At 71.9% G+C, this 23,621-nt stretch carries 21 protein-coding genes; 8 read left to right on the forward strand and 13 right to left on the reverse strand.

Going from position 1 to position 23,621, the window contains the following annotated elements:
• The first annotated feature begins 37 nt into the window (after positions 1-37).
• A complete protein-coding gene (locus ABZ406_RS20365; RefSeq protein WP_357763844.1) occupies positions 38-1,894 on the forward strand; it encodes a hypothetical protein in 1,857 nt (618 codons plus the stop codon).
• Positions 1,895-1,906: 12 nt separating this feature from the next.
• Here ABZ406_RS20365 and ABZ406_RS20370 read toward each other — a convergent pair whose 3' ends face one another.
• Together ABZ406_RS20370 and ABZ406_RS20375 are read right to left on the reverse strand one after the other, a co-directional pair.
• The gene (locus ABZ406_RS20370) at positions 1,907-3,703 is read right to left on the reverse strand and encodes a hypothetical protein (protein ID WP_357763775.1); all 1,797 of its coding nucleotides are present in this window, start codon (positions 3,701-3,703) and stop codon (positions 1,907-1,909) included.
• A complete protein-coding gene (locus tag ABZ406_RS20375) occupies positions 3,703-5,754 on the reverse strand; it encodes a hypothetical protein (protein ID WP_357763778.1) in 2,052 nt (683 codons plus the stop codon). Before ABZ406_RS20375 ends, ABZ406_RS20370 begins: the two co-directional genes overlap by 1 nt.
• A gap of 194 nt (positions 5,755-5,948) precedes the next feature.
• Between ABZ406_RS20375 and ABZ406_RS20380 the strand changes: the two genes are divergently transcribed.
• Complete coding sequence (locus ABZ406_RS20380) at positions 5,949-7,103, forward strand: hypothetical protein (RefSeq protein ID WP_357763846.1); 1,155 nt, start codon at positions 5,949-5,951, stop codon at positions 7,101-7,103.
• A 341-nt stretch (positions 7,104-7,444) separates the two neighbouring features.
• Here the strand turns inward: ABZ406_RS20380 and dxs are convergent, their stop codons facing one another.
• The 3 genes from dxs to ABZ406_RS20395 form a co-directional block, all read right to left on the reverse strand.
• Entirely contained in the window at positions 7,445-9,391 is a 1,947-nt protein-coding gene (gene dxs / locus ABZ406_RS20385; protein WP_357763781.1) for a 1-deoxy-D-xylulose-5-phosphate synthase, read from the reverse strand.
• 117 nt (positions 9,392-9,508) lie between these two features.
• Entirely contained in the window at positions 9,509-10,792 is a 1,284-nt protein-coding gene (locus tag ABZ406_RS20390) for a TRAM domain-containing protein (protein WP_357763783.1), read from the reverse strand.
• A complete protein-coding gene (locus tag ABZ406_RS20395) occupies positions 10,785-12,869 on the reverse strand; it encodes an APC family permease (RefSeq protein WP_357763786.1) in 2,085 nt (694 codons plus the stop codon). Before ABZ406_RS20395 ends, ABZ406_RS20390 begins: the two co-directional genes overlap by 8 nt.
• 163 nt (positions 12,870-13,032) lie before the next feature.
• Here ABZ406_RS20395 and ABZ406_RS20400 point away from each other — a divergent pair, with 163 nt between their 5' ends.
• Together ABZ406_RS20400 and ABZ406_RS20405 are read left to right on the forward strand one after the other, a co-directional pair.
• Positions 13,033-13,698: a TrkA family potassium uptake protein gene (locus ABZ406_RS20400; protein ID WP_357763789.1), complete on the forward strand. Its 666-nt coding sequence runs from the start codon at positions 13,033-13,035 to the stop codon at positions 13,696-13,698.
• A gap of 3 nt (positions 13,699-13,701) precedes the next feature.
• The gene (locus tag ABZ406_RS20405) at positions 13,702-14,391 is read left to right on the forward strand and encodes a TrkA family potassium uptake protein (RefSeq protein ID WP_357763792.1); all 690 of its coding nucleotides are present in this window, start codon (positions 13,702-13,704) and stop codon (positions 14,389-14,391) included.
• 41 nt (positions 14,392-14,432) lie between these two features.
• On the opposite strand, the gene ABZ406_RS20410 is transcribed toward ABZ406_RS20405, so the two are convergent.
• From ABZ406_RS20410 to dut, 4 genes are all read right to left on the reverse strand, one after another.
• Complete coding sequence (locus tag ABZ406_RS20410; RefSeq protein ID WP_357763794.1) at positions 14,433-15,116, reverse strand: DUF3159 domain-containing protein; 684 nt, start codon at positions 15,114-15,116, stop codon at positions 14,433-14,435.
• A gap of 25 nt (positions 15,117-15,141) precedes the next feature.
• Positions 15,142-15,522 carry an OB-fold nucleic acid binding domain-containing protein gene (locus ABZ406_RS20415; protein WP_357763796.1) on the reverse strand — a complete coding sequence of 127 codons (381 nt, stop codon included), beginning with the start codon at positions 15,520-15,522 and terminating at the stop codon, positions 15,142-15,144.
• Positions 15,523-15,636: 114 nt separating this feature from the next.
• A complete protein-coding gene (locus tag ABZ406_RS20420; RefSeq protein ID WP_357763799.1) occupies positions 15,637-16,299 on the reverse strand; it encodes a DUF3710 domain-containing protein in 663 nt (220 codons plus the stop codon).
• Between the two features lie 25 nt (positions 16,300-16,324).
• Positions 16,325-16,861, reverse strand: coding sequence for a dUTP diphosphatase (gene dut, locus ABZ406_RS20425; protein ID WP_357763802.1), 537 nt, complete (start codon positions 16,859-16,861; stop codon positions 16,325-16,327).
• 90 nt (positions 16,862-16,951) lie between these two features.
• Between dut and ABZ406_RS20430 the strand changes: the two genes are divergently transcribed.
• Positions 16,952-17,479, forward strand: a complete 528-nt coding sequence (locus ABZ406_RS20430) for a DUF3093 domain-containing protein (RefSeq protein ID WP_357763849.1) — start codon at positions 16,952-16,954, stop codon at positions 17,477-17,479.
• Between the two features lie 19 nt (positions 17,480-17,498).
• Here the strand turns inward: ABZ406_RS20430 and ABZ406_RS20435 are convergent, their stop codons facing one another.
• Positions 17,499-18,404 carry a hypothetical protein gene (locus ABZ406_RS20435; protein ID WP_357763805.1) on the reverse strand — a complete coding sequence of 302 codons (906 nt, stop codon included), beginning with the start codon at positions 18,402-18,404 and terminating at the stop codon, positions 17,499-17,501.
• Positions 18,405-18,520: 116 nt separating this feature from the next.
• The gene (locus ABZ406_RS20440; RefSeq protein WP_007075406.1) at positions 18,521-18,817 is read right to left on the reverse strand and encodes a DUF4193 domain-containing protein; all 297 of its coding nucleotides are present in this window, start codon (positions 18,815-18,817) and stop codon (positions 18,521-18,523) included.
• Positions 18,818-19,249: 432 nt separating this feature from the next.
• Here ABZ406_RS20440 and ABZ406_RS20445 point away from each other — a divergent pair, with 432 nt between their 5' ends.
• The gene (locus ABZ406_RS20445; protein ID WP_357763852.1) at positions 19,250-19,762 is read left to right on the forward strand and encodes a LytR C-terminal domain-containing protein; all 513 of its coding nucleotides are present in this window, start codon (positions 19,250-19,252) and stop codon (positions 19,760-19,762) included.
• A 102-nt stretch (positions 19,763-19,864) separates the two neighbouring features.
• On the opposite strand, the gene ABZ406_RS20450 is transcribed toward ABZ406_RS20445, so the two are convergent.
• Together ABZ406_RS20450 and ABZ406_RS20455 are read right to left on the reverse strand one after the other, a co-directional pair.
• The gene (locus ABZ406_RS20450) at positions 19,865-20,683 is read right to left on the reverse strand and encodes an inositol monophosphatase family protein (protein ID WP_357763808.1); all 819 of its coding nucleotides are present in this window, start codon (positions 20,681-20,683) and stop codon (positions 19,865-19,867) included.
• A gap of 227 nt (positions 20,684-20,910) precedes the next feature.
• Positions 20,911-21,048: a hypothetical protein gene (locus ABZ406_RS20455; protein ID WP_357763811.1), complete on the reverse strand. Its 138-nt coding sequence runs from the start codon at positions 21,046-21,048 to the stop codon at positions 20,911-20,913.
• 347 nt (positions 21,049-21,395) lie between these two features.
• On the opposite strand from ABZ406_RS20455, the gene ABZ406_RS20460 reads away from it, so the two are divergent.
• Complete coding sequence (locus ABZ406_RS20460) at positions 21,396-22,997, forward strand: RNA polymerase sigma factor (RefSeq protein ID WP_357763814.1); 1,602 nt, start codon at positions 21,396-21,398, stop codon at positions 22,995-22,997.
• Positions 22,998-23,242: 245 nt separating this feature from the next.
• Complete coding sequence (locus tag ABZ406_RS20465; protein ID WP_030337431.1) at positions 23,243-23,476, forward strand: hypothetical protein; 234 nt, start codon at positions 23,243-23,245, stop codon at positions 23,474-23,476.
• Positions 23,477-23,621: the final 145 nt, after the last annotated feature.

Here is a 23,621-nt window from a genome sequence, read left to right on the forward strand (position 1 = left end):
AACCCCGCCTGTACGATGGCGCGTCGTGGCTGTGCCGGTGGTAGACCCTTCGCTGAATTCCCTGACCGACGCCGATCCGGCCGAGGCCGAGTCCACACGGCGGCCTCGACGCCGTCCGGCTCGAGCCGACCTGCTGGCCCTCGGAGCCTATGTGCTGCTGGGCGTCTTCGTCTGCCTCAACTACTGGGGTGACGTCACCAACCGGGTCTCCTCACACCTGCCCACCGATCACAGCTGGTTCGAATGGCTGTTCGCGCACGGCGCGTACTCGGTGCGGCACCTGGAGAACCCGCTGTTCACGGCCCGGCAGAACGCCCCGGACGGGGTGAACATGATGGCCAACACCTCGCTGCTCGGGGTGACCCTGCCGCTGGCCCCGCTGACCATGCTGCTCGGCCCCCAGGTGATGTACGCGCTCTACCTGGGCGCGGCGCTGGCGGCCACCGCCGGCACCGGGTACTGGATGCTCTCCCGCCACCTGGTGCGCTCCCGGGCGGCGGCGTTCGTCGGCGGCGCGTTCCTCGGCTTCGCGCCGGGAATCATCCACCACGCCAACGGCCAACCGAACTTCGTGTCCAACTTCCTGCTCCCGCTGATCGTGGTGCGGGTGCTGACCCTGGGTGAGCCGGGTCGCTGGCGACGCAACGGGCTCGTACTCGGCGCGCTGGTGGCGTACCAGATCTTCATCAACGAGGAGATGCTGCTGCTCACCGCGCTGGCCTGCCTGGTCATCGTGCTGGCGTACGCCGTGCAGCGACCCCGGGCCACCCGGGCCGCCGCCGGCACGTTCCTCGCCGGGCTCGGCGTGGCCGGCGGGTTGGCCCTGGTGCTCACCGCGTACCCGATCTGGTTCCAGTTCAACGGCCCGCAGTCCTACCGAGGGCTCCAGGGTGGCGTGTTCCACAACTGGGGCGAGGACCTGGTCGCCTTCGTCACCTTCGCCCGGGACACCTGGGCCGGTGACCCGGCGGTGGAGAAGACGATCGGTCTGACCGAGCAGAACACCTGGTTCGGTTGGCCGCTGGTGCTGCTCTCGGTGGTGGCTCTGGTGCTCCTCGTCCGCCGCTCGCTTGCCACCCGGATCGTGGCGGTGCTCATCGTGGTGTTCAGCGTGGCCGCGATCGGGCCGTGGGTGCGCTTCGACGGTGTGGAGACCGGCATCCGCGGCCCGTGGTCGTACGTGTCCGACGACCTGCCGCTCGTCGAGATGATGATGCCGACCCGGCTGACGCTCGTGGTCGCCGCAGCGGTGGGCGTCCTGCTGGCGTTGACCTGGGACGCCGCGCACCGGCAGGGGCGTCCGGTGGCCGACCCGCCGCGGGTGCCGGCCCAGCGCGCCGCCGAGGCGGCCCCGGTCGCGGCCCGCCGTCGGTGGCTGCGTCCGGTGGGGTACGCGGCGGTCGTCCTCGCCGTGCTGCCACTCTTCCCGCGGCCGCTGCCCGCCCAGCAGATCGACCCGCCACCGCACTTCATCACCGCGGGCGGCTGGCGGCCGTACGTTCCGGCGGGTCGGACGCTGGTGCCGGTGCCGATCCCGAGCAACGTGCACGGCCTGCCGACGCTGCGCTGGAGTGCGTTGACCGGGCAGGAGTTCCCCGTGCCGGGCGGCTACTTCATCGGGCCGAACGAGCTGGGCGAAGGGGTCTTCGGTGCGCCGAACCGACCGACCAGCTCGCTCATCTACTCCACCATGGACAGCGGTGTGGTCCCGGCGCTCACCGACGAGAACCGCCGCCAGGCCGTCGAGGACCTGCGGTTCTGGCGGGCGTCGGTGGTGGTGCTCGGGGCGCACCCCCGCGAGGCGGTGCTCCGTGAGCTGGTCACCGCCCTGATCGGGCCACCGCAGCGGGTCGACGACGTCTGGGTCTGGGACGTCCGCGCCCTGGTGGGTTAGTCGAGGACCGGCTCAGCCGACGCGGTCCCGGACGTCCCACACCCAACCGCCGTCGACCGCTCGGCCCGGGCCGAGCAGGTCGTCGACAGTGCGGCGGACCGGGTCACCGTGCTCCAACTGCCCGGCGACGACCACGGCGGCCCGCCAGTGCCGCAGGTCCTCCACCGCCTGACGACGGTCGGCGTCGGTGAGCACCGGCACCACTCCGGTCTCGGCCACCTGCCGGAGCAGCACCGACGTGGGCCGGTCCGGCGCGCCCCACCGGGCCGCCGGGTCGTCCGGTCCACTGGGTCCGATGAAGTAACCGCCCGGCGCGGCGAACCCCAGCCCGGTACGCGCCGACCACAGCATCACCGGGCTCCGCCCGGCACCGGTGACCGGGGGCACCGCGACAACCGTCCGGCCGGGCGGCACCAGCGGACGCCAACCGCCGTCGACGACGAACGCCGGCACCGGCGCGACCGGCACCACGCGGATCGGCGTCGGCGTCAGGGGCAGCAACGCGGCGGCCACCGCACCGGCCCACAGCAGCCGCACCGGCAGGCCGCCCGCCACGTTCGTCCCGCGCGCGGCCCGGACCCGGTCCACTGACAGCGCCACCAGCACACCCAGCACCGGTACGCACACCAGCGCGAACCGGGCCGGAACCGCGAGATCGAGCAGCGGCAACGCGCCGACCACCCGGTACGGGCCCGGAATGCCGGTCGCCGCACCGTCCACCCGCAACTCGTCGCCGAGCGACATCAGGGCGAAGACCACGCCGCAGCCGGCCAGCGCCCGGACCAGTGGTCGTCGCCACTGCCAGATCACGATCACCACGGCGAGCACCAGCAGACCCGGGCCGAAGAACGAGTTCTCCTCGGTCGGGTTCGGCGAGAGCAGCCCCGGCAGCCAGTCGTCGCCCAGCACCGTCTGCCGGGCCGACGCGGTGAACGAGGCGACGTCCAACTGGAAGCCCTGCGTGGCGAACGCCATCCCGGCGTAGTGCTGCGGGCCGTGGAACTGGAACCACAGCGGATACGCCAGCGGCACCGCCGCCACGCCGGCCGCCACCGCGAGCCGGCCGAACAGGGCCGGCGCGAGCCGCCGCGCGGCCTGCCGGTCGGCGAGCGCGTAACCCACCGCGAAGACCCCGGCCGCGAGCGCCAGGAAGACGAGCACCTCCTCGCCGATGAAGACCTGCCAGACGAGCAGCAGTCCCAGGCCGACGCCGGGCCGCCACACGTCGGACCGCCTCGTGTCCGACGCCTGCCGGAACACCAGGGCGAGGATCGCGGGCACCAGGAACTGGGCGGCGATGTGCAGATGCGCGCCCGCCTGGGCGATCATGCCCGGGGCGAAGCCACAGATCAGCCCACCCACCACGGCCGCCGCCCGGGTGCCGACCAGCCGGCGACGCAGCAGCACGTACCAGGCGACGGCGGTCCCGGCGAGGCAGCAGACGACCGCCACGCAGAACGCCACCTGTGAGCCGAAGAGCACTGTGACGGGTGTCAACGGAACACCCAGGCCGAGCACCGAGGTGTTCGCCATCAGGTTGACCCCGTCGGGAGCGTTCAACAGGGTGCTGAAGAGCGGGTTCTCCCCCTCCACCACGGCATGCGCCGCGTGGGCCAACATCCACTCGAAGAGGATCTGGTCACCCGCCTGGTGGAAGAGCCGCCAGGGGCGGCCCCACTGCCCGCTGGTCACCAGGACGGCGAGGCCCAGATAGCCGGCCACCACCAGCGCGTCCCGCAGCCAGGACGGCCGGGAGGTGTCGAGAGTCGCCGGGGACGAGGTGTCCGGGGACATCGTCCCGATGGTCATCAGACCGAACGGTCGGTCAGCGCTCGCACGTCCCAGACCCAGACGTCCAACTCCTGGCGGCCCGGGCCGACCAACTCCTCGACGGTACGTCGCAGCGGCTCCGCGTTCTGCTGCCGCACCGGCAGCACCAGGATCGCCGCGTGCCAGTGCCGGAACTCGTCGGTGAAGCGCCGACGCTGCCGGTCGTCCAACTTGGGCGTACGGCCGGTCGTCGCCACCTCCTCCAGCATCTGGCCCACCCCGCTGGGACGACCGCCGAAGCGGCCCGCGTCACCGGTGTTGCCGTTGCGGGGCGCGAGGAAGTAACCGCCGGGGATCTTGAAGTCGAGGTTGGTGGCCGCCGCCCACCGCATGCCGTGCGTGTTGCCCATGCTGGGCACCGGGATCGGCACCAGCGTCTGGTCCGGCCCGACGTACGCCCGCCACCGGTCCGCCGTGATGAAGTCCGGCACCGGCGGCCGGGAGACCATCCGCAGCGGCATCGGTGCGACAGGCAGCAGCGCGAAGGCCAGGCCCGCGGCGGTGAGCACGCGCACGGTACGACGGTCGGCCGGGCGCAGCGCCCAGGCCCGCTCGACGGCCAGCGCCAACAGCAGACCGACCACCACGCTGGTGATCAGTCCGAACCGGGTCGGCACCACCGCGTCCAACAGCGGCAGGTGGACCAACCACTGCCACGGCCCGGTGATCAGCTCGCGGTCCCACCAGGACACCCGCTCGCCCAGGGAGAGCACGGCGAAGAACACACCCGTCACCGCGAGCGCCCGAACGATCAACTCCCGGCGCAGCCAGACGACGATGCCGATGGCGATCATCGACAGACTCCAACCGAAGAAGGCGTTCTCCTCGGAGTAGTTCGGCGCCAGGTTGATGTTGGCGCGCTGGTTGCCGCCGAGGGTGGGCGAGCCCGGGGCGAAGAACGCGGCGATGTCGTTGCCGTAGTCCTGCACCGCGTCACTGAGCCCGTGGTAGGCCATCGGCCCGGCGAACTGCACGTAGAGCGGGTACGCCAGCAGCGCCCCGGCCAGCAGCGCGCAGGTCGCCACGCCGACGCCCAGGGGCCGCCACGCCGCCCGCCACCGGGCCGGCTCCTGCGCCAGGACCGCCAGCAGGAACACCCCGCAGGCCAGCGCCGTGAAGAGCAGGATCTCCTCGTTGATGAACGCCTGCGCGGAAACCAGCAGGGCGAGCAGGGCCCCGTCCCGAACCGGTCTCGTCGAACGGGTCAGCACCAGCGCCCGCCACACGATGAACGGCAGCAGGAACTGGCTGATGATGTTCGGATGCCAACTGGCGTGCGAGAGCATCGCCGGGGAGAACCCGCAGAACCAGCCGCCGACCGCCGCCGCCAGCGGGGTACGCACCAGGTGGCGGGAGAGCATCAGGTACCAGGCCATGGCGGTGCCGGCGAGGCCGAGCGTGACAAGCACCACGAAGGAGACCGCCGGCCCGAACAACAGCGTCACCGGGACCATCGGGATGCCCAGCGCCAGCACGGCCGTGTTGGCCATCAGGTTGACGCCGTCCGGGTAGTTGAACTGCTCGGTGTAGAACGGGAACTCGCCGTGCAGCACCACGCGTACCGAGTGGGCGAGGAAGAACTGCACCTGAGCCGGGTCGCCGGTGTAGAGCGAGGCCACCCGGCCGGACGGGTCCAGCCAGATCCGGCTGGTCACCCAGAGCGCGGCGAGCAGGAACAGCCCGCCCACCGCCAGATGCTGCCGACGACGGGTCCACCGACGCCACCGGGCCGGCGTCGCGCCGTCCGTCGACGCCGCAGGCTCGGCCGGCGCTGCGGGCTCAGACGGCGCTGCGGTCTCGGCTGGCGCTGCGGGCTCAGACGGTGCCCCAGGCCCGGCCGGCGCTTCGGGCTCGGCTGGGGCTTCGGGCTCGGCCGGCGCTTCGGGCTCGGCCGGTGTCGTGGTGGGGACGGTCAGCGCGGGTGGGCCGGCGAACATACCGACCGGTGTGCGGTAGCTCACCAGCTCGGCGGAGTCGGGTGCCGCCTCCGTGTGCGGCGCGGGCAGGGCGCGGGACTCGGCAGGCGTCACAGTCGGCGGAGTCTACCGGAGCAACCAAAACGCCCTAAACCCCCGGTACGGTCCACTGTGGTCGGTCAAGGGCCGGCCAACTGAGGCGGCGCACCGGACATCTCGTACTATGGCGCTTTCCGACAGCGACGGCGAGGCGATCGGGGGCGGGCCAGGTGACTCCAGGCCGTCGGTACGGCAGGGCGCTTCCCGTCCTGCTCAGTGCGCTGCTGGCCAGCACAGCCTGCGGTCCGGTAGCCGAGCGGAAACCGCAGGACCTCCGGGTCGGGTACGACAGCCTGGACGGCACGCTGGCGGTGTGGCCGCCCCGCGGCGACCTCTCCGGGGACGCCACGGCGACGTCGGCGGTCACCACGGCGGTCCGCGACTGGCGGTCCCCGGCCGACGACCGCGCGCACCTGCCCTCGTCCGGCATCCTCTTCTCCGGCCGGGTCGACGGCGCCCCGGTGGCGCTGGTGGCCGCCGACGTGCCCGGCGAGAGCGCGTCCTGGCTGCTGCAACTGACCCGCGAGGGCGACCGGTACGCGGTGACCCGCGCCACCGAGTACACCGACCCGGGTTACCTCGTCTACTCCGACGTGCTGCCGGTACAGACGGCCGGCGGCCGGCGCTACCTGGTCTCGGCCCGGGTGCAGACCCTCCTCGGGCCACAGGACCGGACACTGGCCGTCGCGGACGGCCTCAGCGCACCAGTGAACGTGCCCTCCTGCACTGCCGTCGCGGTGACCGCGACCCTGCGAACCACCGAGTCGCTGCCCCGTGGGCGGGCCGCCGACCGGCTCCTCGACCTGGGCACCGGCACCACCGACCCCCGCTACCCGCTGGTTCGCGACGAGTCCGGCACGGGCCGGCGGGCGCTCACCGGCCTGGACACCTGCGTGCTGGCCGGCGACCGGGGCCCGTTCGGCAGCATCCCGCGCCGGATCGGGGACCGGGACGCCCCCCGCTCGGTGCCCACCTCCTGGCCGATGGCGAAACTCACCGTGCGCAGCCTCGGCGAGGTAGCCCTCGGCGGCGGCGAGCCGGCCGAGTTGCAGCAGCTCAGCTGGGACACCGACGCCGGCGCGATGACCGCGGTGATCTATCGACCGGCCGACGGGAGCGCGCCGGTGGTCTCACCCGCCGACCGGGCCACCCCGTTGCAGGCGTACCAACTGCCGGTGCCCGGTCAGCCGCTCGTGGTGCTCAGCTGGCGGGCCACCCGGGACAGCTCCCTGTCCGTGCCACCGGGAACTCCCCTGCTCGTCGAACGGCCAGGCCTGGCGGTCGTCCCCACCCCGTCCCGTTCCCAGACCTACAGCCTCGCCAACACCGACAAGACCCACTACCGCTCAATCTCCCCCCACTAGCCCCCGCGCCCCCCGCCCCACCCTGCGCCCCACTCGTCGATCTTGCACTTTCTGTGGTGACAAATCGGGCTCAAGCGGCGTTACGTCGACCGAAAGTGCAAGATCGGCGGGCCGGGCGGCGGGGTGACGTGCACCAGCCCCTTCCGCCCGGTCGATCAAGGACTTGTGGTGCCCCACAAAAGGGGCTAATCATCAACATCTGCCCACCATTAGTCCTTGATCGACGCGGGCTGGGGCGGTGCGGCGGGGCGCGGCGGGCGGGACGGCCTGACGGGGGCCGGGATGACGCGGGACGGCGGGCACCCCTTCCAGGGGTGCCCGCCGTCTCGTGTTGCCTGTGGTCAGTTCTGTGCGGCCGCGTCGCTGGGGGTGAGGCGGTCCGGGGTGGCGTCCAGGCCGGAGATCCACCCGGTGACGTTGCGGGCCACGTCCTGGGCGGTCAGCCCCAGGTCGGCGAGGATCTGCGCGCGGGTGCCGTGCGGGTGCCAGTCGGCCGGTACGCCCAGGTCCTTGAGCGGCACCCGGACGTCGGCGTCGCGCATCGCCTGGGCGAGCGCGTCGCCCACCCCGCCGACCCGGACGCCGTCCTCGACGCTGACCACGAGCCGGTGGCGGGCGGCCAGGTCGACCAGTTCCGCGGGGACCGGACGCACCCAGCGGGGGTCGACGACGGTGACCCCGTAGCCCTGCTCGGCGACCCGGGCGGCCACCTCCATGCCCAACTGGCCGAAGGAGCCGATGGCGACGAGCAGCACGTCGGTACGGGCGGACTCGGCCAGTACGTCGACGGTGCCGACCCGGCGCAGCGCCGGCAGGTCCGCGGCGACGGCGCCGGTGGGGAAGCGCACCACTGTCGGGCCGTTGTCGACTGCCAACGCCTCGCGCAGTTCCTCGCGCAGCGTGGCGGCGTCGCGGGGGGCGGCGATCCGCAGCCCGGGCACCACCCCGAAGACCGACATGTCCCAGATGCCGTAGTGGCTCGGCCCGTCCGGGCCGGTGATGCCCGCCCGGTCCAGCACGAATGTCACTGGCAGCTTGTGCATCGCCACGTCCAGCAGGACCTGGTCGAAGGCGCGGTTGAGGAAGGTGGCGTAGACCGCTACCACCGGGTGCAGGCCGCCGAGCGCCAGCCCGGCCGCCGAGGTGGCGGCGTGCTGCTCGGCGATGCCCACGTCGTACACCCGCTCGGGGTATTTGCGGGCCAGCTTGGCGATGCCGGTCGGCTCGGCCATCGCGGCGGTGATGCCCACCACGTCCGGGCGCTCGTCGGCGATGGCCAGCAACTCGTCGGCGAAGACGTGCGTCCACTTCACCGACGGGGCGGCCAGCAGCGCGCCGGTCTCCACGTCGAAGGCGCTGCCGGGGCCGTGCAGGCAGTCCGCCTCGTCCTCCTCGGCGGGACGGTAGCCGTAGCCCTTGCGGGTGACGGCGTGCACGATGACCGGGCCGCCGAAGTTCTTCGCCGCGCGCAGTGCCGCCTCGACCGCCGTCACGTCGTGCCCGTCCACCGGGCCCACGTACTTGATGCCGAGGTCCTCGAACATGGCCTGCGGGGCGACAGCGTCCTTGATGCCCTTCTTGACCGCGTGCAGCACCTCGTACATCGGCTTGCCGACCAGGGGCGTGGAGCCGAGGGCGTCCTTGACGGTGTCGAGGACCTTCTCGTAGCCGGGGTTGAGCCGCAGCGAGGAGAGGTGGTCGGCGAGGCCGCCGATGGTCGGCGAGTAGGACCGGCCATTGTCGTTCACCACGATCACGAGGGAGTTGCCGGCGGTGGCGATGTTGTTCAGCGCCTCCCAGCACATGCCGCCGGTCAGCGCGCCGTCACCGACGACGGCCACGACGCTGCGCGCCTCGCCCCGCAGGGCGTACGCCTTGGCGAGGCCGTCGGCGTAGGACAGCGCGGTGGAGGCGTGCGAGTTCTCGATGAGGTCGTGCTCGCTCTCCGCCTGGCTGGGGTAGCCGGAGAGGCCACCACGCTGGCGGAGCTTGTCGAAACCGGCCTGACGCCCGGTGATGATCTTGTGTACGTACGCCTGGTGACCGGTGTCGAACAGGAGCCGGTCCCGGGGGGAGTCGAAGACGCGATGCATGGCGAGCGTCAGCTCGACCACACCGAGGTTGGGTCCGACGTGCCCGCCGGTACGGGAGACCTTGGCGATCAGGAAGTCCCGGATCTCGGCGGCGAGGACGTCCAGTTCCTCGCCGGACATCCGCTTGACGTCCTGCGGACCGCGAACCGTCCCCAGCAGCCGCCCGTGGTTGGCCGTGTCCTCTTCAACGCTCATGACCGGAGAGTCTATCGGCCGCCCGGTACTCCGCAGCTCGGCCCGAGCCCGGCGCACCCCGCCGGGCGGGGATTCGACGGCTGAGCAACCGCTCAGGCGTTGACGAAGGGTTCCGAGCTACCGCTCGTCCGGCGGGAGCAGCAGCCCGACCTGCTCGACGTGCTGCGTCATCGGGAAGAGGTCGAAGCCCCGCAACGCCGCCAGCCGCCAGCCGAGGTCGGTGAAGGTCCGCACGTCGCGGGCGAAGGCGGCCGGGTCGCAGGCCACGTACGCGACCGCCCGCGGGCCGGCGGCGGCCAGCGCGCGCACCACCGGTGCGCCGGCCCCGGAGCGCGGCGGGTCGAGCACCACCACGTCGACCGGGCCGGTGATCCGTCGGCGGGCCAGCGCGGTCTCCACCCGGGCCGACACCACCTCGACGCCGGGCAGGTCGGCGAGGTTCTCCCGGGCGGCGGCGACACCCTGCGCCGCCGCTTCGACGACTGTCACCCGTCCGGTCGCGCCGACCCGTGCGGCCAGCCCGGCGGCGAACAGCCCAGCGCCGCCGTAGAGGTCCCAGGCGATCTCACCCGGCTGCGGGTCCAGCACCTCCAGCACCGCCCTGGAGAGGGTGTCCGCGGCGACCGGGTGCACCTGCCAGAACGCGGACGCAGGCAGTGCCCAGTCCCGTCCGGCGGCGACCTCGCGGACCTCGGTCGGGCCACTGACCGGGGTGGGTACCCCGTCGCGGATCTCGGTGACTGTCACGTCCCCGCCGGTGCTGGCGACCGTCTCCACCGCCTCGGCGGCCGGCCAGCGCGCACCGGTGGTGGTGAGCACCGGCAACTGCTGGATGGCCGGGTGGGCGATCCGGCAGCGGTCGATCGGCACGACCTCGTGCGAGCGGTGCTTGAGCAGGCCGGCCCGGTCCGCGGCGTCGACCGCGTAACGGACCCGGGAACGCCAGCCGAGCAGCCCACCGGGCAGCGCCTCGACACCGACGCCGAGCCGGTCCAGCTCGACGTCGGTCAGCCCGCCGAGGCGGACCAACTGCTCGCGGATCACTGCGGTCTTCCAGGCCAACTGCGCGTCCGGGGCGACGTGTTGGAGGTCGCAGCCCCCACAGGCACCCGGCTTCGCGTACGGGCAGGGCGGCTCGACCCGGTCCGGTGAGGGTTCCAGCACTGTCACCGCGTCGGCCCGGACGAACCCCCGGTGCACCTCGGTGACCTCGACGACGACCCGTTCGCCGGGCAGTGCGTGCCGGACGAAGACCACCTGCCCGTCCACCCGGGCCACGCAGTGCCCGCCGGGGGCGACCGCGTCGACAGTCAGCTCGACCCGGTCCGTCTCGGCCAGGCCCCGCTCGAAGGCCGGCGGGGTACGGGGTGTCGCGGTCTGCTGACCGCCCGATTCATTCACGGCTGTTCCCCGTCGTCGTGGTGGTCTCGGACCCACCCTCGCCGGGCGGCTCGGAGTCCGCCGGCGGGGTGGTGACAAGCGGTGACCCGGTGTTCCGCGGCCCCCGGGCCGGGGTGCGGGACAGGGTGGCGTCCAGCCGGTCCAGGTTCTTGCTGGCCGTCGAGGCGAGCTGCCACGGCACGCTGACCACCATCACCCCCGGTTCGAACAGCAGCCGCCCCTTGAGACGGAGGGCGCTCTGGTTGTGCAGCAGGTTCTCCCACCAACGGCCGACCACGTACTCCGGAATGAACACGGTGACCACGTCCCGGGGCGACTTACGGCGGGTGGAGGCGACGAAGTCCAGGATCGGACGGGTGATCTCCCGGTACGGCGAGTCGATGACGGTGAGCGGGATGGCCATCTCCCGACGCTCCCAGTCGGCCTGGAGGTCCCGGGTGTCCTTCTCGTCCACGTTGACGGTCACCGCGGTGAGCGTGTCCGGCCGGGTGGCGCGGGCGTAGGCGATGGCCCGCAGCGTCGGCTGGTGCAGCTTGCTGACCAGCACGATCGCGTGGTTGCGGGCGGGCAGCACCGCCCGGCCCTCGTCCGGCGGGGTCAACTCGACGGCGATCCGGTCGTAGTGTCGGCGGATGGCCAGCATCAGCACGTAGATGACCGCCATCGCGGCGATGGCGATCCAGGCGCCGAGCAGGAACTTGGTGATCAGGACGATCACCAGCACCGCGCCGGTCAGGCCCGCACCGAACGTGTTGATGGCCCGCGACCGGTACATCCGGCGGCGCGCCTCCGGGTCCCGCTCGGTGCGCAGGTGCCGGTTCCAGTGCCGGATCATGCCGGCCTGGGAGACGGTGAACGAGACGAAGACCCCGACGATGTAGAGCTGGATGAGTCGGGTCACCTCGGCCTGGAAGCCGACGATCAGCACGATCGCGAAGAGGGCCAGGAAGACGATGCCGTTGGAGAACGCCAACCGGTCGCCGCGGGTGTGGAACTGACGGGGCAGATAGCGGTCCTGGGCGAGGATCGAGCCGAGCACCGGGAAGCCGTTGAACGCGGTGTTGGCGGCAAGGAAGAGGATCAGGGCGGTCATCCCGGCCACCACGTAGAGCAGGATCGACCCGGCACCGAAGACCGTCTCGCCGAGCTGGGTGGTGACCGTCTTCTGCACGTACCCGTCGGGGCCGGAGACGATCTGGAGGGCCGGGTTCTCGACGAACTGGAGGTGGGTCAGTCGGGACAGCCAGATGATCCCGACGAGCATGCTCACCGAGATGCTGCCGAGAAGCAGCAGGGTGGTGGCGGCGTTGCGGCTCTTCGGCGCCTTGAACGCCGGCACCCCGTTGGAGATCGCCTCCACGCCGGTGAGCGCGGCGGCGCCCGAGCTGAACGTCCGTAGCAGCAGGAAGATGAGCGCGAAACCGGTCACGCTGTGCTCGGCCTGGATCACCAGGTCGGCGCTCGGCGCGCGCAGCTCGTCACCCAGCACGAACACCCGGAACAGCCCGGTGAGCAGCATCCCGGCCATCACGATCACGAAGCCGTAGGTGGGGATGGCGAACGCCGTGCCCGACTCGCGCAGCCCGCGCAGGTTCACCGCGCTCAGCAGGACCACCGCGCTGACCGCGATCAGGACCTTGTGGGTGGCCACGAACGGCACCACGGAGCCCAGGTTGGCCACGCCGGAGGAGACCGACACCGCCACCGTGAGCACGTAGTCGACGAGCAACGCGCTCGCCACCCCGACGCCGAACTTCGGCCCCAGGTTGACGGTGGCCACCTCGTAGTCACCGCCACCGGACGGGTAGGCGTGCACGTTCTGCCGGTAGCTCGCCACCACGGTGAGCATGACCACTACCACCGCCAGTGCGATCCACGGCGAGAAGACGTACGCCGAGGCGCCGGCGATGGAGAGGGTCAGCAGGATCTCGTCAGGCGCGTACGCGACGCTCGACAGCGCGTCGGAGGCGAACACGGGTAGCGCGATGCGCTTCGGCAGGAGGGTGTGCTGGAGCCGGTCGGACCGGAACGGTCGACCGAGCAGGAGCCGCTTCAGCAGCGAGGTGGGACTGGCCACGAACGCCAAGAGTACGACCACCTTCGCGGGGGCACGGGGGTGGGCGATCGTCGCTGCTCAACACGACGGGGTACGGTCGGTCCCCGCTCGCGACCGGGACGTGGCAGGCTCGCACTCGAAGGCCACCGGCAGCGGGAGTGGTACGCACCTTGGGAGGGACAGCGTGCACGTCGTGATCATGGGATGTGGTCGGGTCGGATCGACCCTCGCCCACAGCCTGGAGTCCCGAGGACACTCGGTGGCGGTGATCGACCAGGACGCCGACGCCTTCCGCCGGCTCGGCCCCGACTTCGCCGGGATAACGGTGACCGGGGCCGGTTTCGACGGCGAGGTGCTCCGGCAGGCGGGCATCGAGCGCGCGGACGCCTTCGCGGCCGTGTCGAGCGGCGACAACTCCAACATCATCTCGGCCCGGCTGGCTCGCGAGACGTTCGGCGTGTCCCGGGTCGCCGCCCGCATCTACGACCAGCGCCGGGCACAGGTCTACGAGCGGCTGGGCATCCCCACCGTGGCGACAGTGCGGTGGACGGCCGACCGGATGCTGCGACACCTGGTGCCGGAGGGCAACGTGGAGATCTTCCGCGATCCCACGAGCACTGTGTCGATCGTCGAGGTTCCCGTCCACAAGGACTGGATCGGCCGACCGGCGCGGGCGCTCGAGGTGGCCTCTGGGGCGCGGGTGGCCTACCTGATCCGGTTCGGCATCGGCACGCTGCCCACCGGCTCCACCGTCCTGCAGGAGGGCGACCAGGTGTTCATGCTGGTCAGCGATGACATCGTGGCGACCGTCACGTCGGTGGCGGCGACGCCGCCGGAAGGAGGGCACTGAGCCATGCGGGTCGCCATCGCGGGCGCGGGCAACGTGGGCCGCTCGATCGCCCAGGAGTTGATCGACAACGGCCACCAGGTGATGTTGATCGAGCGCCAACCCAAGATGCTCCGCCCGGACCGGGTGCCGTCCGCCGAGTGGGTACTTGCCGACGCGTGCGAGGTGAGCAGCCTCGAGGAGGCCGACGTCGCCGGCTGCGACGTGGTGGTCGCGGCGACCGGCGACGACAAGACCAACCTGGTGCTGTCGCTGCTGGCCAAGACCGAGTTCGCGGTGCCCCGGGTGGTCGCCCGCGTCAACCGGGCCGAGAACGAGTGGTTGTTCACCGAGCAGTGGGGCGTGGACGTCGCCGTGAGCAAGCCCCGGGTGATGGCCGCGCTCGTCGAGGAGGCTGTCACCGTCGGCGACCTGGTCCGGCTGATGACCTTCCGGCAGGGCGAGGCGAACCTGGTCGAGATCACCCTGCCGCCGACCGCCCCCTACGTCGGTCAGCCGATCCACGCCGTGCCGCTGCCCCGCGACTCCGCCCTGGTGGCGATCCTGCGCGGCAAGCGGGTCCTGGTGCCCAGCCCGGACGACCCGATCGAGGCCGGCGACGAACTGATCTTCGTCTGCACCGCCGAGGTGGAGGACGAGGTCCGCGCGGTGATCCTCGGACCGGACAGCGTCGAACGGACCCGCGGCTCACGCTGACCCCGGCGGGCGCGCTGAGCGGGCCGGGTGACCGGCCTCGCTCAGGCGCTGGGCAGCGGGGTCGGCGACGACTCCCGGGTGACCCGGCGCACCGTCCAGACCGTGATCAGCAACAGCAGCGCGTACGGCGGGTAACCCAGTGCCAGCCGGGCCACGCCCAGCGCGGTGTCCTGGTGGGTCAGGTAGAGCGCGGCCTGCACGCCCACCTTGGCCAGCCAGACCACACCCCAGAGCACAGTCAGTTGGGTGAAGGTGCGCACCAGCTTCGGGTCGGCCCGCCACTCCGAACGGCCCTTCGCCACCAACACCGACCAGATCCAGCCGACGAGGGGCTGCCGGATCGCGGCAGAGATCAGCAGGGCGATGCCGTACCCGATGCCGTAGAGGATGCCGGGGAGGTAGAAGTCACGCTCGTCGCCGGTGCGCCACGCGATGGCCGCGCCGACGCCGACGCCGAAGAGCCCGTTGACGGCGTGCCGGATCGGCCGCCGCTGGGCCAGCCGCACCCCGGCGATCAGCACCGCCACGGCGACCGAGGCGATCACCGCCGGCCGCAGCTCGCCGATGATGTTGGCGACGACGAAGACCACGACCGGGATGCTCGACTCGACCAGCCCGCGCCAGCCGCCGAGCTGGTCGGCCATCTGCTCGGCGATCGTCGGCAGCGGCTCCTCGCCCTGGGGGTCGGTCTCCGGCTGTGCCGCCCGGTCCTGTCCCGTCGTCATCGCCGGCCTTCCGTCCGCAGTGCCGTCACTTGGGCGCGTCCAGCTCGTAGTAGGGGTTGTAGATGACCTTGCGGTCGTCCCGCACCGCCACCCGACCACGGGCGGTCAGGTGCCGGCCCGGCTCGATCCCGGCGATGTGCCGTCGACCCAACCAGACCAGGGTCACCACGTCGCTGCCGTCGTACAGGTCGGCCTCGAGGGTGGGCAGGTTGGTGCGCGGCGTGTAGACCACGGTGCGCAGCCGCCCGGCGACCGAGACCAGCTGACCCCTGGCGCACTGCTGGGCGGGGATCCCGCCGCACTGGGCGCTCTCCCGACGCAGCTCCTGCGCGTCGATCTCGGCCTCGCTGGCGGTGAACCTCTGCAGGATGCGCCGCAGCGACACCCTGCTCTCGTCGGTCGTCATGACCTCCGCGTCACCCTCTCCACGCTCGCCGTCCCCGGCCGGCCCCGGCGGCGCCGGAACCGTGCCGCCAGCGTACGCCGACGGGCCTGGTTCCGGCGGGCCGGTGCGCGCGGGTCAGACCTGGCGCGGCGCGGCGGCGGCGTCGCCCGCCTCGGCCTCGGCCTGTTCGGCGACCTCCCGGGGCAGCCGCAGCGGCAGCGGCTCGCGGACCGGCTTCGCCTCCTGCCCACGGTCGACCACCAGGCCGTCCAGGCACTCGACGAGCGGCCCGGCCATGGCCGGGTCGGTGGCCACCGGGCCCTGGAACACGCCACGCACCATCCAGCGCGGGCCGTCGATCCCGACGAACCGCAGGCTCGTCGCACCGTCCGGGGTGTTCACCTGGGCGTGCAGCTCCGGGCCATACTCGCCGGCGACCTCCCGCGCGTTCGCACCGTCCCGGAGCAGCGACTCCCGGATCTCCTCGCGCACCTCGTCCCAGATCCCCTCGGACCGGGGGGCGGCGAAGACGCCCAACTGCAGCGCGTTGTCGCCATGCACGAGCACCACCTGCTGGATCACACCCTGCGGGTCGGCCTGCACCCGCACCTCGACGTCGGCGATCGCCGGGATGTGCAGGCTGCCCAGGTCGAGCCGCTGCACGTCGTCGTAGCTCTCGGAGATGTCGTACGGGCCACGCTCCAGCGACGGCGCCGCATCGCCCTGGTCCAAGGCCTGGGTGGCCCGCTCGTCACGGGTCTGCCGCTCGGCATCGGCCCGCTTTCGGGAGAAGATCACTGCGCCTGCCCTCCGCTGTTCACACTCACCCTGCCACCTCTTCCGCCTGCCCGCGGCCCGGCTCGCTCGACCGCCGCTCGACCCGGTCCTGGCCCGTCGGCGACGGCACCAGCCCGGCGTGCCCACCGGTGGACCCGTGCCCACCGGTCCCGCGCCGGGACGCGGGCAGCTCGACCACCGGCTCGAACCGCGCCCGTGCCACCTGCTGAACCACGAGCTGCGCGATCCGGTCGCCGCGGGAGATCTTCGCCGGCACATCCCGATCATGGTTGATCAGGTTGACCAGGATCTCACCCCGGTAGCCGGCGTCGACCGTACCGGGCGCGTTGAGCACCGTCACGCCGAGCCTCGCCGCCAGACCGGAGCGGGGATGGACCAGGCCCACGTACCCCTCCGGCAACGCGATGGCCACGCCGGTGGGCACCAGGGCACGACCGCCGGGCGGCAGCTCCACGTCCGCGGCGGCCACCAGGTCGGCACCGGCGTCGCCGGGATGGGCGTACGTGGGCAGCGGCAGCTCCGGGTCGAGCAGCCGCACGGGCACGGGTACGACGTCGGTCACGGGTCCCCTCTTCCGTCCGGTTCGCGGGGTGACCCTGCCATCCTGCCGGTTCGTCGAGCCGCCGTGCGCCGTACCCTCGCAGGAGTGAGCATGTCGCCCTCCCCGTCCGCCGATCAACCGCCGGTCGCCGCCCGTGCGGCGTACACCGAGCGGTTGGATCTGCCCTGGTGGCTGTGGCTGGCCGGGCTGGTGTCCGCCGCGTTGCTGGCCGTCGAGATCTGGATGGGCGCCTCCGGCGTCCGCGCCTGGCTGCCGTTCGCCGTGCTGGTGCCGCTCACCGCGGCCGGCCTGTGGTGGCTGGGCCGGATCCGGGTCGGGGTGGCCGACGGCGAGCTGCGGGTGGACGACGCCCGCCTGCCGGTTTGTTTCGTCGCCGACGTGGTGCCGCTGGACGTGACCGGCCGACGTGAGGTGCTCGGCGTCGGCGCCGACCCGCTCGCCTTCGTGGTGCAACGACCGTGGATCGGCGGCGCCGTGCAGGTGATCCTCGACGACCCCGCGGATCCGACCCCGTTCTGGGTGGTGAGCACCCGCCACCCGGTCGAGCTGGCCGAGGCGGTGCTGACCGCCCGGGACGCCCTGGCGGCCGCCCACCCGACGGCGGGCGACCCGGTCTGACCCGACGGCCCAGGCCCTCTCAGGTGCCGGTTGGCGGGCCTGGGAGGGCAGCCGGTGGCGCGGGCCGGGCGATGCCCCGCCGACGCAGGTCGACCTGGAGCTGCTCGGCCATCTGCTGGGTGGCTCGCCGGTTGAGGAAGCTGGCCACCGCCGCGCCGGTGAGGAACGGCCCGAGCGTGGTGAGGTTGCGACCGAAACGCCGCAGCAGCATGTCCCGCAGTTCCTTGCGGGCGGCGGTGCCGAGCACCGCTCCCACTCCTACGCCCGGCACCATCGGGTTGACGCCACGCTGGGTGGCCCAGGAGTGCACCAGCGCCACCGCCCGTTGGCTACCGCCGGCCGGTAGTGCCACACCGTGGATCTCGTGCAGCTCGCCGACCAGCTTCAGCTCCACCGCCACCACGGCGACGGTCTCCGCGGCCAACAGCACCGGGGCGGTGAGCAGGGTCGGAGCCACCGTCCACTCGACGGCGGCGACGCCTCCACCGGCAGCGCCGATCGCGGCAGTGGTCCTCGACGCGTTGCGGATGAGCCGGTCGGCCAGGGCGGCGTCGTCGAGACCGGGAAAGTGCCTGCGCAGCGTGTCCAGATCCCGCACCGGCACGTGCGGGGCGATCTCGGTGACGGTGTCGGCCATCCAGCGCACGGCGGCGCGGGGCTTGAACAGGTCGGAAATGCCCCGTGCGCGGGCCTGCCCGACCATCCGGGTCAGCAGTTGGCGGCGTCGGGCCGGCGCGATGTCGTCAGCGGTCAACGCCGCGACAGTGGCGCCAAGGTCATCGGTCCGTCCGGGTGCACCAAGGTCGTCCGGGCCACGGGCGGCGTCGACGTCGTCCGCGCCACGGGCGCCGTCAGGGTCGCCCACGGCACGGGCGGCACCGAGGCCGTCCGTGCCGCCATCGGTGATGCCGCCTCGATCGCTCATCGGACCTCCCGGTGCTGTGGCTACCCGTTACGAGTCAAGCAGGTACCCACAGCTGCCGCATGCCTACACCGGCAGCGGCGACCCCGTTCAGGAGGCCGCCGCCGGTGTCGTGGCTGTCAGACGCACTCGCGGCAGATCAGCTCGCCATTACGCTCGACCGCCAGCTGGCTACGGTGGTGGACCAGGAAGCAGCGGGCGCACCGGAACTCGTCCTGCTGCATCGGAAGTACCTTGACCGTGAGCTCCTCGTCGGCCAGATCGGCACCGGGCAGCTCGAAGCTCTCGGCCACCTCGGCCTCGTCGACGTCCACCGCGCCCGACTGAGAGTCGACGCGCCGTGCCTTGAGCTCTTCCAGGCTGTCCTCGCCGAGGTCGACCTCGTCGCGACGCGGGGCGTCGTAGTCGGTGGCCATCGGTTTCACTCTCCCATATCGATGTTGTCGCTTCCGGTTGTAACGCCGGACGACGCTGTTTCGGTTCCGCTGGCCGGCCACCACTTGTGTCGGGCACCCGACCCGAGGACCGAACGGGTCGAGCTCGCCGGGGCAACCCCCTGCGAGCGCGGAACCTTACCCCCCCTTGGGCGAGGCATGTATACCGCCCTTGCGGCTGAGATGTACGCCCCCGCACGCGAAGTTGTTCCCAATGTGATTCAGGCGACACGAAGATAGGGGTAGTAGTACCCGGTTCGCGGTCGCCGCGCCGGCATGTCGGGCTGTTTCCACGCGACGGCCGGACAACCGTTAACCTCAGCGGCGTATTCGACGGCCGGCGGCCTGAGCGATCGTTTCCGGCCGTCACCACCCACCTGAGGTCCGGGGAGTGCCCTGATGAGTTTTGCGCGCGTGCGAGCACTCGTCGTCGTCGGCCTGCTGGCGGTCATCGCCCTGGTCTTCGTCGTCGTGGCCGTGGTCCGCGACAGCCAGGGCAACGCGGGCACCGCTGCGGGTTGCCCCGAGGGCTGGCCGCTGGCGGATCTGACCCTCCGCGAGCGCAAGGACGTCAAGATCAACGTCTTCAACGCCACGGATCAGCCCGGCCTCGCGCACACCGTCGCCGACGAGTTCAAGAATCGACAGTTCCAGGTCAAGAAGACCGGGAACGAGAAGAAGGTCGACAGCGTGGCGGTGCTGCGGTACGGCCCGAAGGGCGTCGGCTCCGCGCACCTGCTCCAGGCGTACTTCCTGAACAACGCCGTGCCGCGCTACGACGAGAAGCGCACCGACGACACCGTGGACGTGGTGCTGGGCAACAATTTCCAGCAGCTTGCCACCACCACCGAGGTCAACCAGTCGCTCGGCGACTCGGGCCCGCCGGAGGCGCCGCCGAACTCCTGCCCGTCCCCACCGGCCAAGTGACCGCGTAACCGGACCACGCAGCGAACCGCCGGCCCGGATCCGCCGGCCCGGATCCGCCGGGTCGGGCCAGCCGGCCCGGATCCGCCGGGTCGGGCCAGCCGCTCAGGGCCCACCGGAGGCGTCCAGCGCGGCCAGCCGATCGTGCAGCGGCGCGAAGAGCGCGGGCGGGGCCGCGATCACCAGGTCCGGCCCCGGCGGCCGACCGGCCAGGCCGGCGACCCGGACCCCCGCCTCGGCGGCCACCAGCCCGCCCGCCGCCAGGTCCCAGGCCGCAAGACCCTTCTCGAAGTACGCGTCGAGCCGCCCCTCGGCGACCAGGCAGAGGTCCAGCGCGGCGGCACCGAGCCGGCGGATGTCCCGGACGTGTGCGATCAAGCCGGCCACCACCTGCGCCTGGTGCGACCGGCGGGCGGCGTCGTAGCCGAAGCCGGTGCCGACCAGCGCCTGCCCCAGGTCGACCTCGACGGAGCAGCGCAACCGCACACCGTCGCGCCAGGCCCCGCCGCCGGCCGTTGCGGTCCACTCGTCGCCGGTGCTGACGTTCCGCACGACGCCTGCAACCACCACCCCGTCCACCTCGGCGGCCAGCGAGACCGCTGAGTGCGGCAGCCCGTACAGGTAGTTCACGGTGCCGTCGATCGGGTCGACGATCCAGCGCACCCCGCTGCGTCCCGCGCCGGAGGCCCCCTCGCCGTACTCCTCGCCGAGCACCGAGTCGTCCGGGCGCAGCGCGGCAAGCGCGTCGAGGATCTGCCGCTCGACCGCCCGGTCGGCGGCGGTGACCACGTCGGTGACGGTGCTCTTGGTGGCGGCGACCTCGACCCCCTCGGCACGCATCCGGTACGCGGTGTCCGCCGCGTCCCGAGCCACCTGCACCGCGACGCTCAGCAACTCCGATGCCGCCATCGCCGAGTTGGTCATGATTCGCCTCTTTCCGCACTCCGAGCGCCATGTGGATGGATGAAACCAGCGGCCCGACTCAGAAAGATCATCGTTCCGGACGTCGCGCGTCGGCGCCAGACCAGGATCTTCGGTGCTCGGGATCCGCCGCGCGGGGTACCCCCGAACCGCCACGCGGCGCAAGCAGCCAGGCTCCGGCAATATGCACCTATAGGTCCGGTATTGTGGCTTAAGTGCCCACCGCCCTGTCAGTGCTCGGCCCGCAACCGTTGCCCAACCGCGACCTGCCGAGGATGCCGCGGGTCGAGCTGTCGGCCGGGCGGCGAATCGGGCGTCGGCGGGCAGACGGCGCCGTCCGCCGACGCCTCGGTGATCCACACGCGCATCCCCGCAACCGTCCCACTGACCCGGTAATGCCTGCTCAGAGGGCATTACCGACACGATCTGCGCGCCGCCAGGCTCGACGACGGAAGCCGTACGCGGGCCGCGCGGCTATCATTACCGCGAAGCCCATATCTCCGCCCCACCGACGGTCCCCACCGGCGGTACGCGGTGCGGAGCAGGATGATCGCCGCAGACGGCGTTACAATTCACCCCTGCCCACGCGGCACGGACCGCCGACCACCGGCCGGACCGTGCCACGAGGGTCCCTCAACCACATCGCCCGGCACGGCAACCCTCGCTGCGCTGGACGAACCCGCCGTGCCCGCTCTTCGCCTCCGGAAGGTCATTCGTGACAGAACCCCGCCAGCCCGGCGCCGACGTTCGCTCGCTCACCGACACCCTGATCGCCCACGCGCAGAGCGCCGGTGGCCAGCTCACGTCGGCGCAGCTCGCGCGCACCGTCGAGTCCGCCGAGGTGACTCCGGCCCAGGCCAAGAAGATCCTGCGGGCGCTCTCCGAGGCGGGAGTGACAGTGGTGGTGGACGGCTCGGCGAGCACCCGTCGCCGCGTCGCCGCGGCCCGCTCGACCACACCGGCATCCCGGGCCACCACCGCCAAGACCACCAAGAAGGCCGCCGCGCCGGCCCCGAAGCAGGCACCCGCCGCCGACGACGCCCCGGCGACCCCGGGCCCACGCAAGGTCGCCGCCCGCAAGGCGACCGGCACCGCCGCCGAGGCTGCCGTGGCAGCGCCGGCGAAGGCGACCCGGTCGACCCGCGCCACCAAGGCGACGGTGGCCGCGGCTACCGGGGCCAAGGCTGCCGGTAAGGCCAAGGGCGAGGGCGCCGACGGCGAGATCGACCCGGAGGAGCTTGCCGCCGTCATCGAGGACGTGGTGGTCGAGGAGCCGGCCGAGCTGGCCCAGGCCGCCGAGACCGACGCGGCCGCCTCGGCGACAGACAACGACTTCGAGTGGGACGACGAGGAGTCCGAGGCCCTCAAGCAGGCGCGACGCGACGCCGAGCTGACCGCCTCCGCCGACTCCGTCCGGGCGTACCTGAAGCAGATCGGCAAGGTTCCGCTGCTCAACGCCGAGCAGGAGGTGGAGCTGGCCAAGCGGATCGAGGCCGGCCTCTACGCCGCCGAGCGACTGCGGGCCGCCGACGAGGGCGAGGAGAAGCTCGTCCGGGACATGGTCCGTGACCTGGGCTGGATCTCCCGCGACGGTGAGCGGGCCAAGAACCACCTTCTGGAGGCGAACCTCCGACTGGTGGTGTCGCTGGCCAAGCGTTACACCGGCCGTGGCATGGCCTTCCTCGACCTGATCCAGGAGGGTAACCTCGGTCTGATCCGGGCCGTGGAGAAGTTCGACTACACCAAGGGCTACAAGTTCTCCACGTACGCCACCTGGTGGATCCGTCAGGCCATCACCCGCGCCATGGCCGACCAGGCCCGCACCATCCGCATCCCGGTGCACATGGTGGAGGTCATCAACAAGCTCGGCCGCATACAGCGTGAGCTGCTCCAGGACCTGGGCCGTGAGCCCACCCCCGAGGAGCTGGCCAAGGAGATGGACATCACACCCGAGAAGGTGCTGGAGATCCAGCAGTACGCTCGGGAGCCCATCTCACTGGACCAGACCATCGGTGACGAGGGTGACAGCCAGCTCGGCGACTTCATCGAAGACTCCGAGGCCGTGGTCGCGGTCGACGCGGTCTCGTTCTCGCTCCTACAGGACCAGCTCCAGCAGGTGCTGCAGACGCTCTCCGAGCGTGAGGCGGGTGTGGTACGCCTGCGCTTCGGCCTGACCGACGGTCAACCGCGGACGCTCGACGAGATCGGCCAGGTCTACGGGGTGACCCGGGAGCGGATCCGGCAGATCGAGTCCAAGACGATGTCCAAACTGCGTCACCCGTCCCGGTCGCAGGTCCTTCGGGACTACCTGGACTGAGCGGGTTTCGTCAACCGAACGTGTCGTTTTGACCACCTGGTGTGCAACACCAGGTGGAGATCGTCCGGATGCACGAATGTGATCGTTGACGTGGCACCCTGGGTGCACGGCACACTGTCCCTTCCAGGTGTGACCTCGGTCCCCCGCGGGCACACAGGGAAGGCAGTGCCTAGTAACGGTGTTGCACGATAGGTGAGCAACGACCGAAGAGATTGTTCATCGGTGACGACCAGAGGAGGAAGGCGATGACCCCGACCCTCACGCCGCCGCCCGAGACGGTGGCGCCCCCAGCCGCCGATGAACGGTGCGACCGCTGCAATGCTGCCGGGAAGCTCCGAATCACTCTGGCGGGCGGGAGCGAGCTGGTGTTCTGCGGGCACCACGCGAACAAGTACGCGGAGGATCTCGTGAAGATCACCGAGCGGTTCGCAACGGAGCCCGATTTCAGCTGGCGTGGCGCCGATCTGATGGCGAACTAAATCCGCAAACCGACATAGCCGGCCGGAGGCACCCCCAGGGTGCCTCCGGCCGACTTTTACCTGTCCGCCCCGCGCCCCGCGCCCCGCGCCCCGCGCCCCGCGCCCCGCGCCCCGCGCCCCGAGATCGGAAGAGCGTCGGGGAGGA

The organism is Micromonospora sp. NPDC005710, from assembly GCF_040630995.1.
GTDB lineage: Bacteria > Actinomycetota > Actinomycetes > Mycobacteriales > Micromonosporaceae > Micromonospora.

What these genes read in the sequence shown, in the direction of transcription:
- ABZ406_RS20415 (WP_357763796.1), bottom strand. Translation starts at nt 15,522, where the DNA reads ATGACGACCGACGAGAGCAGGGTGTCGCTGCGGCGCATCCTGCAGAGG.
- ABZ406_RS20465 (WP_030337431.1), top strand. Translation starts at nt 23,243, where the DNA reads ATGACCCCGACCCTCACGCCGCCGCCCGAGACGGTGGCGCCCCCAGCC.
- ABZ406_RS20440 (WP_007075406.1), bottom strand. Translation starts at nt 18,817, where the DNA reads ATGGCCACCGACTACGACGCCCCGCGTCGCGACGAGGTCGACCTCGGC.
- ABZ406_RS20370 (WP_357763775.1), bottom strand. Translation starts at nt 3,703, where the DNA reads ATGACCATCGGGACGATGTCCCCGGACACCTCGTCCCCGGCGACTCTC.
- dxs (WP_357763781.1), bottom strand. Translation starts at nt 9,391, where the DNA reads ATGAGCGTTGAAGAGGACACGGCCAACCACGGGCGGCTGCTGGGGACG.
- ABZ406_RS20430 (WP_357763849.1), top strand. Translation starts at nt 16,952, where the DNA reads ATGTCGCCCTCCCCGTCCGCCGATCAACCGCCGGTCGCCGCCCGTGCG.
- ABZ406_RS20450 (WP_357763808.1), bottom strand. Translation starts at nt 20,683, where the DNA reads ATGACCAACTCGGCGATGGCGGCATCGGAGTTGCTGAGCGTCGCGGTG.
- ABZ406_RS20435 (WP_357763805.1), bottom strand. Translation starts at nt 18,404, where the DNA reads ATGAGCGATCGAGGCGGCATCACCGATGGCGGCACGGACGGCCTCGGT.
- ABZ406_RS20410 (WP_357763794.1), bottom strand. Translation starts at nt 15,116, where the DNA reads ATGACGACGGGACAGGACCGGGCGGCACAGCCGGAGACCGACCCCCAG.
- ABZ406_RS20405 (WP_357763792.1), top strand. Translation starts at nt 13,702, where the DNA reads ATGCGGGTCGCCATCGCGGGCGCGGGCAACGTGGGCCGCTCGATCGCC.
- ABZ406_RS20455 (WP_357763811.1), bottom strand. Translation starts at nt 21,048, where the DNA reads ATGCGCGTGTGGATCACCGAGGCGTCGGCGGACGGCGCCGTCTGCCCG.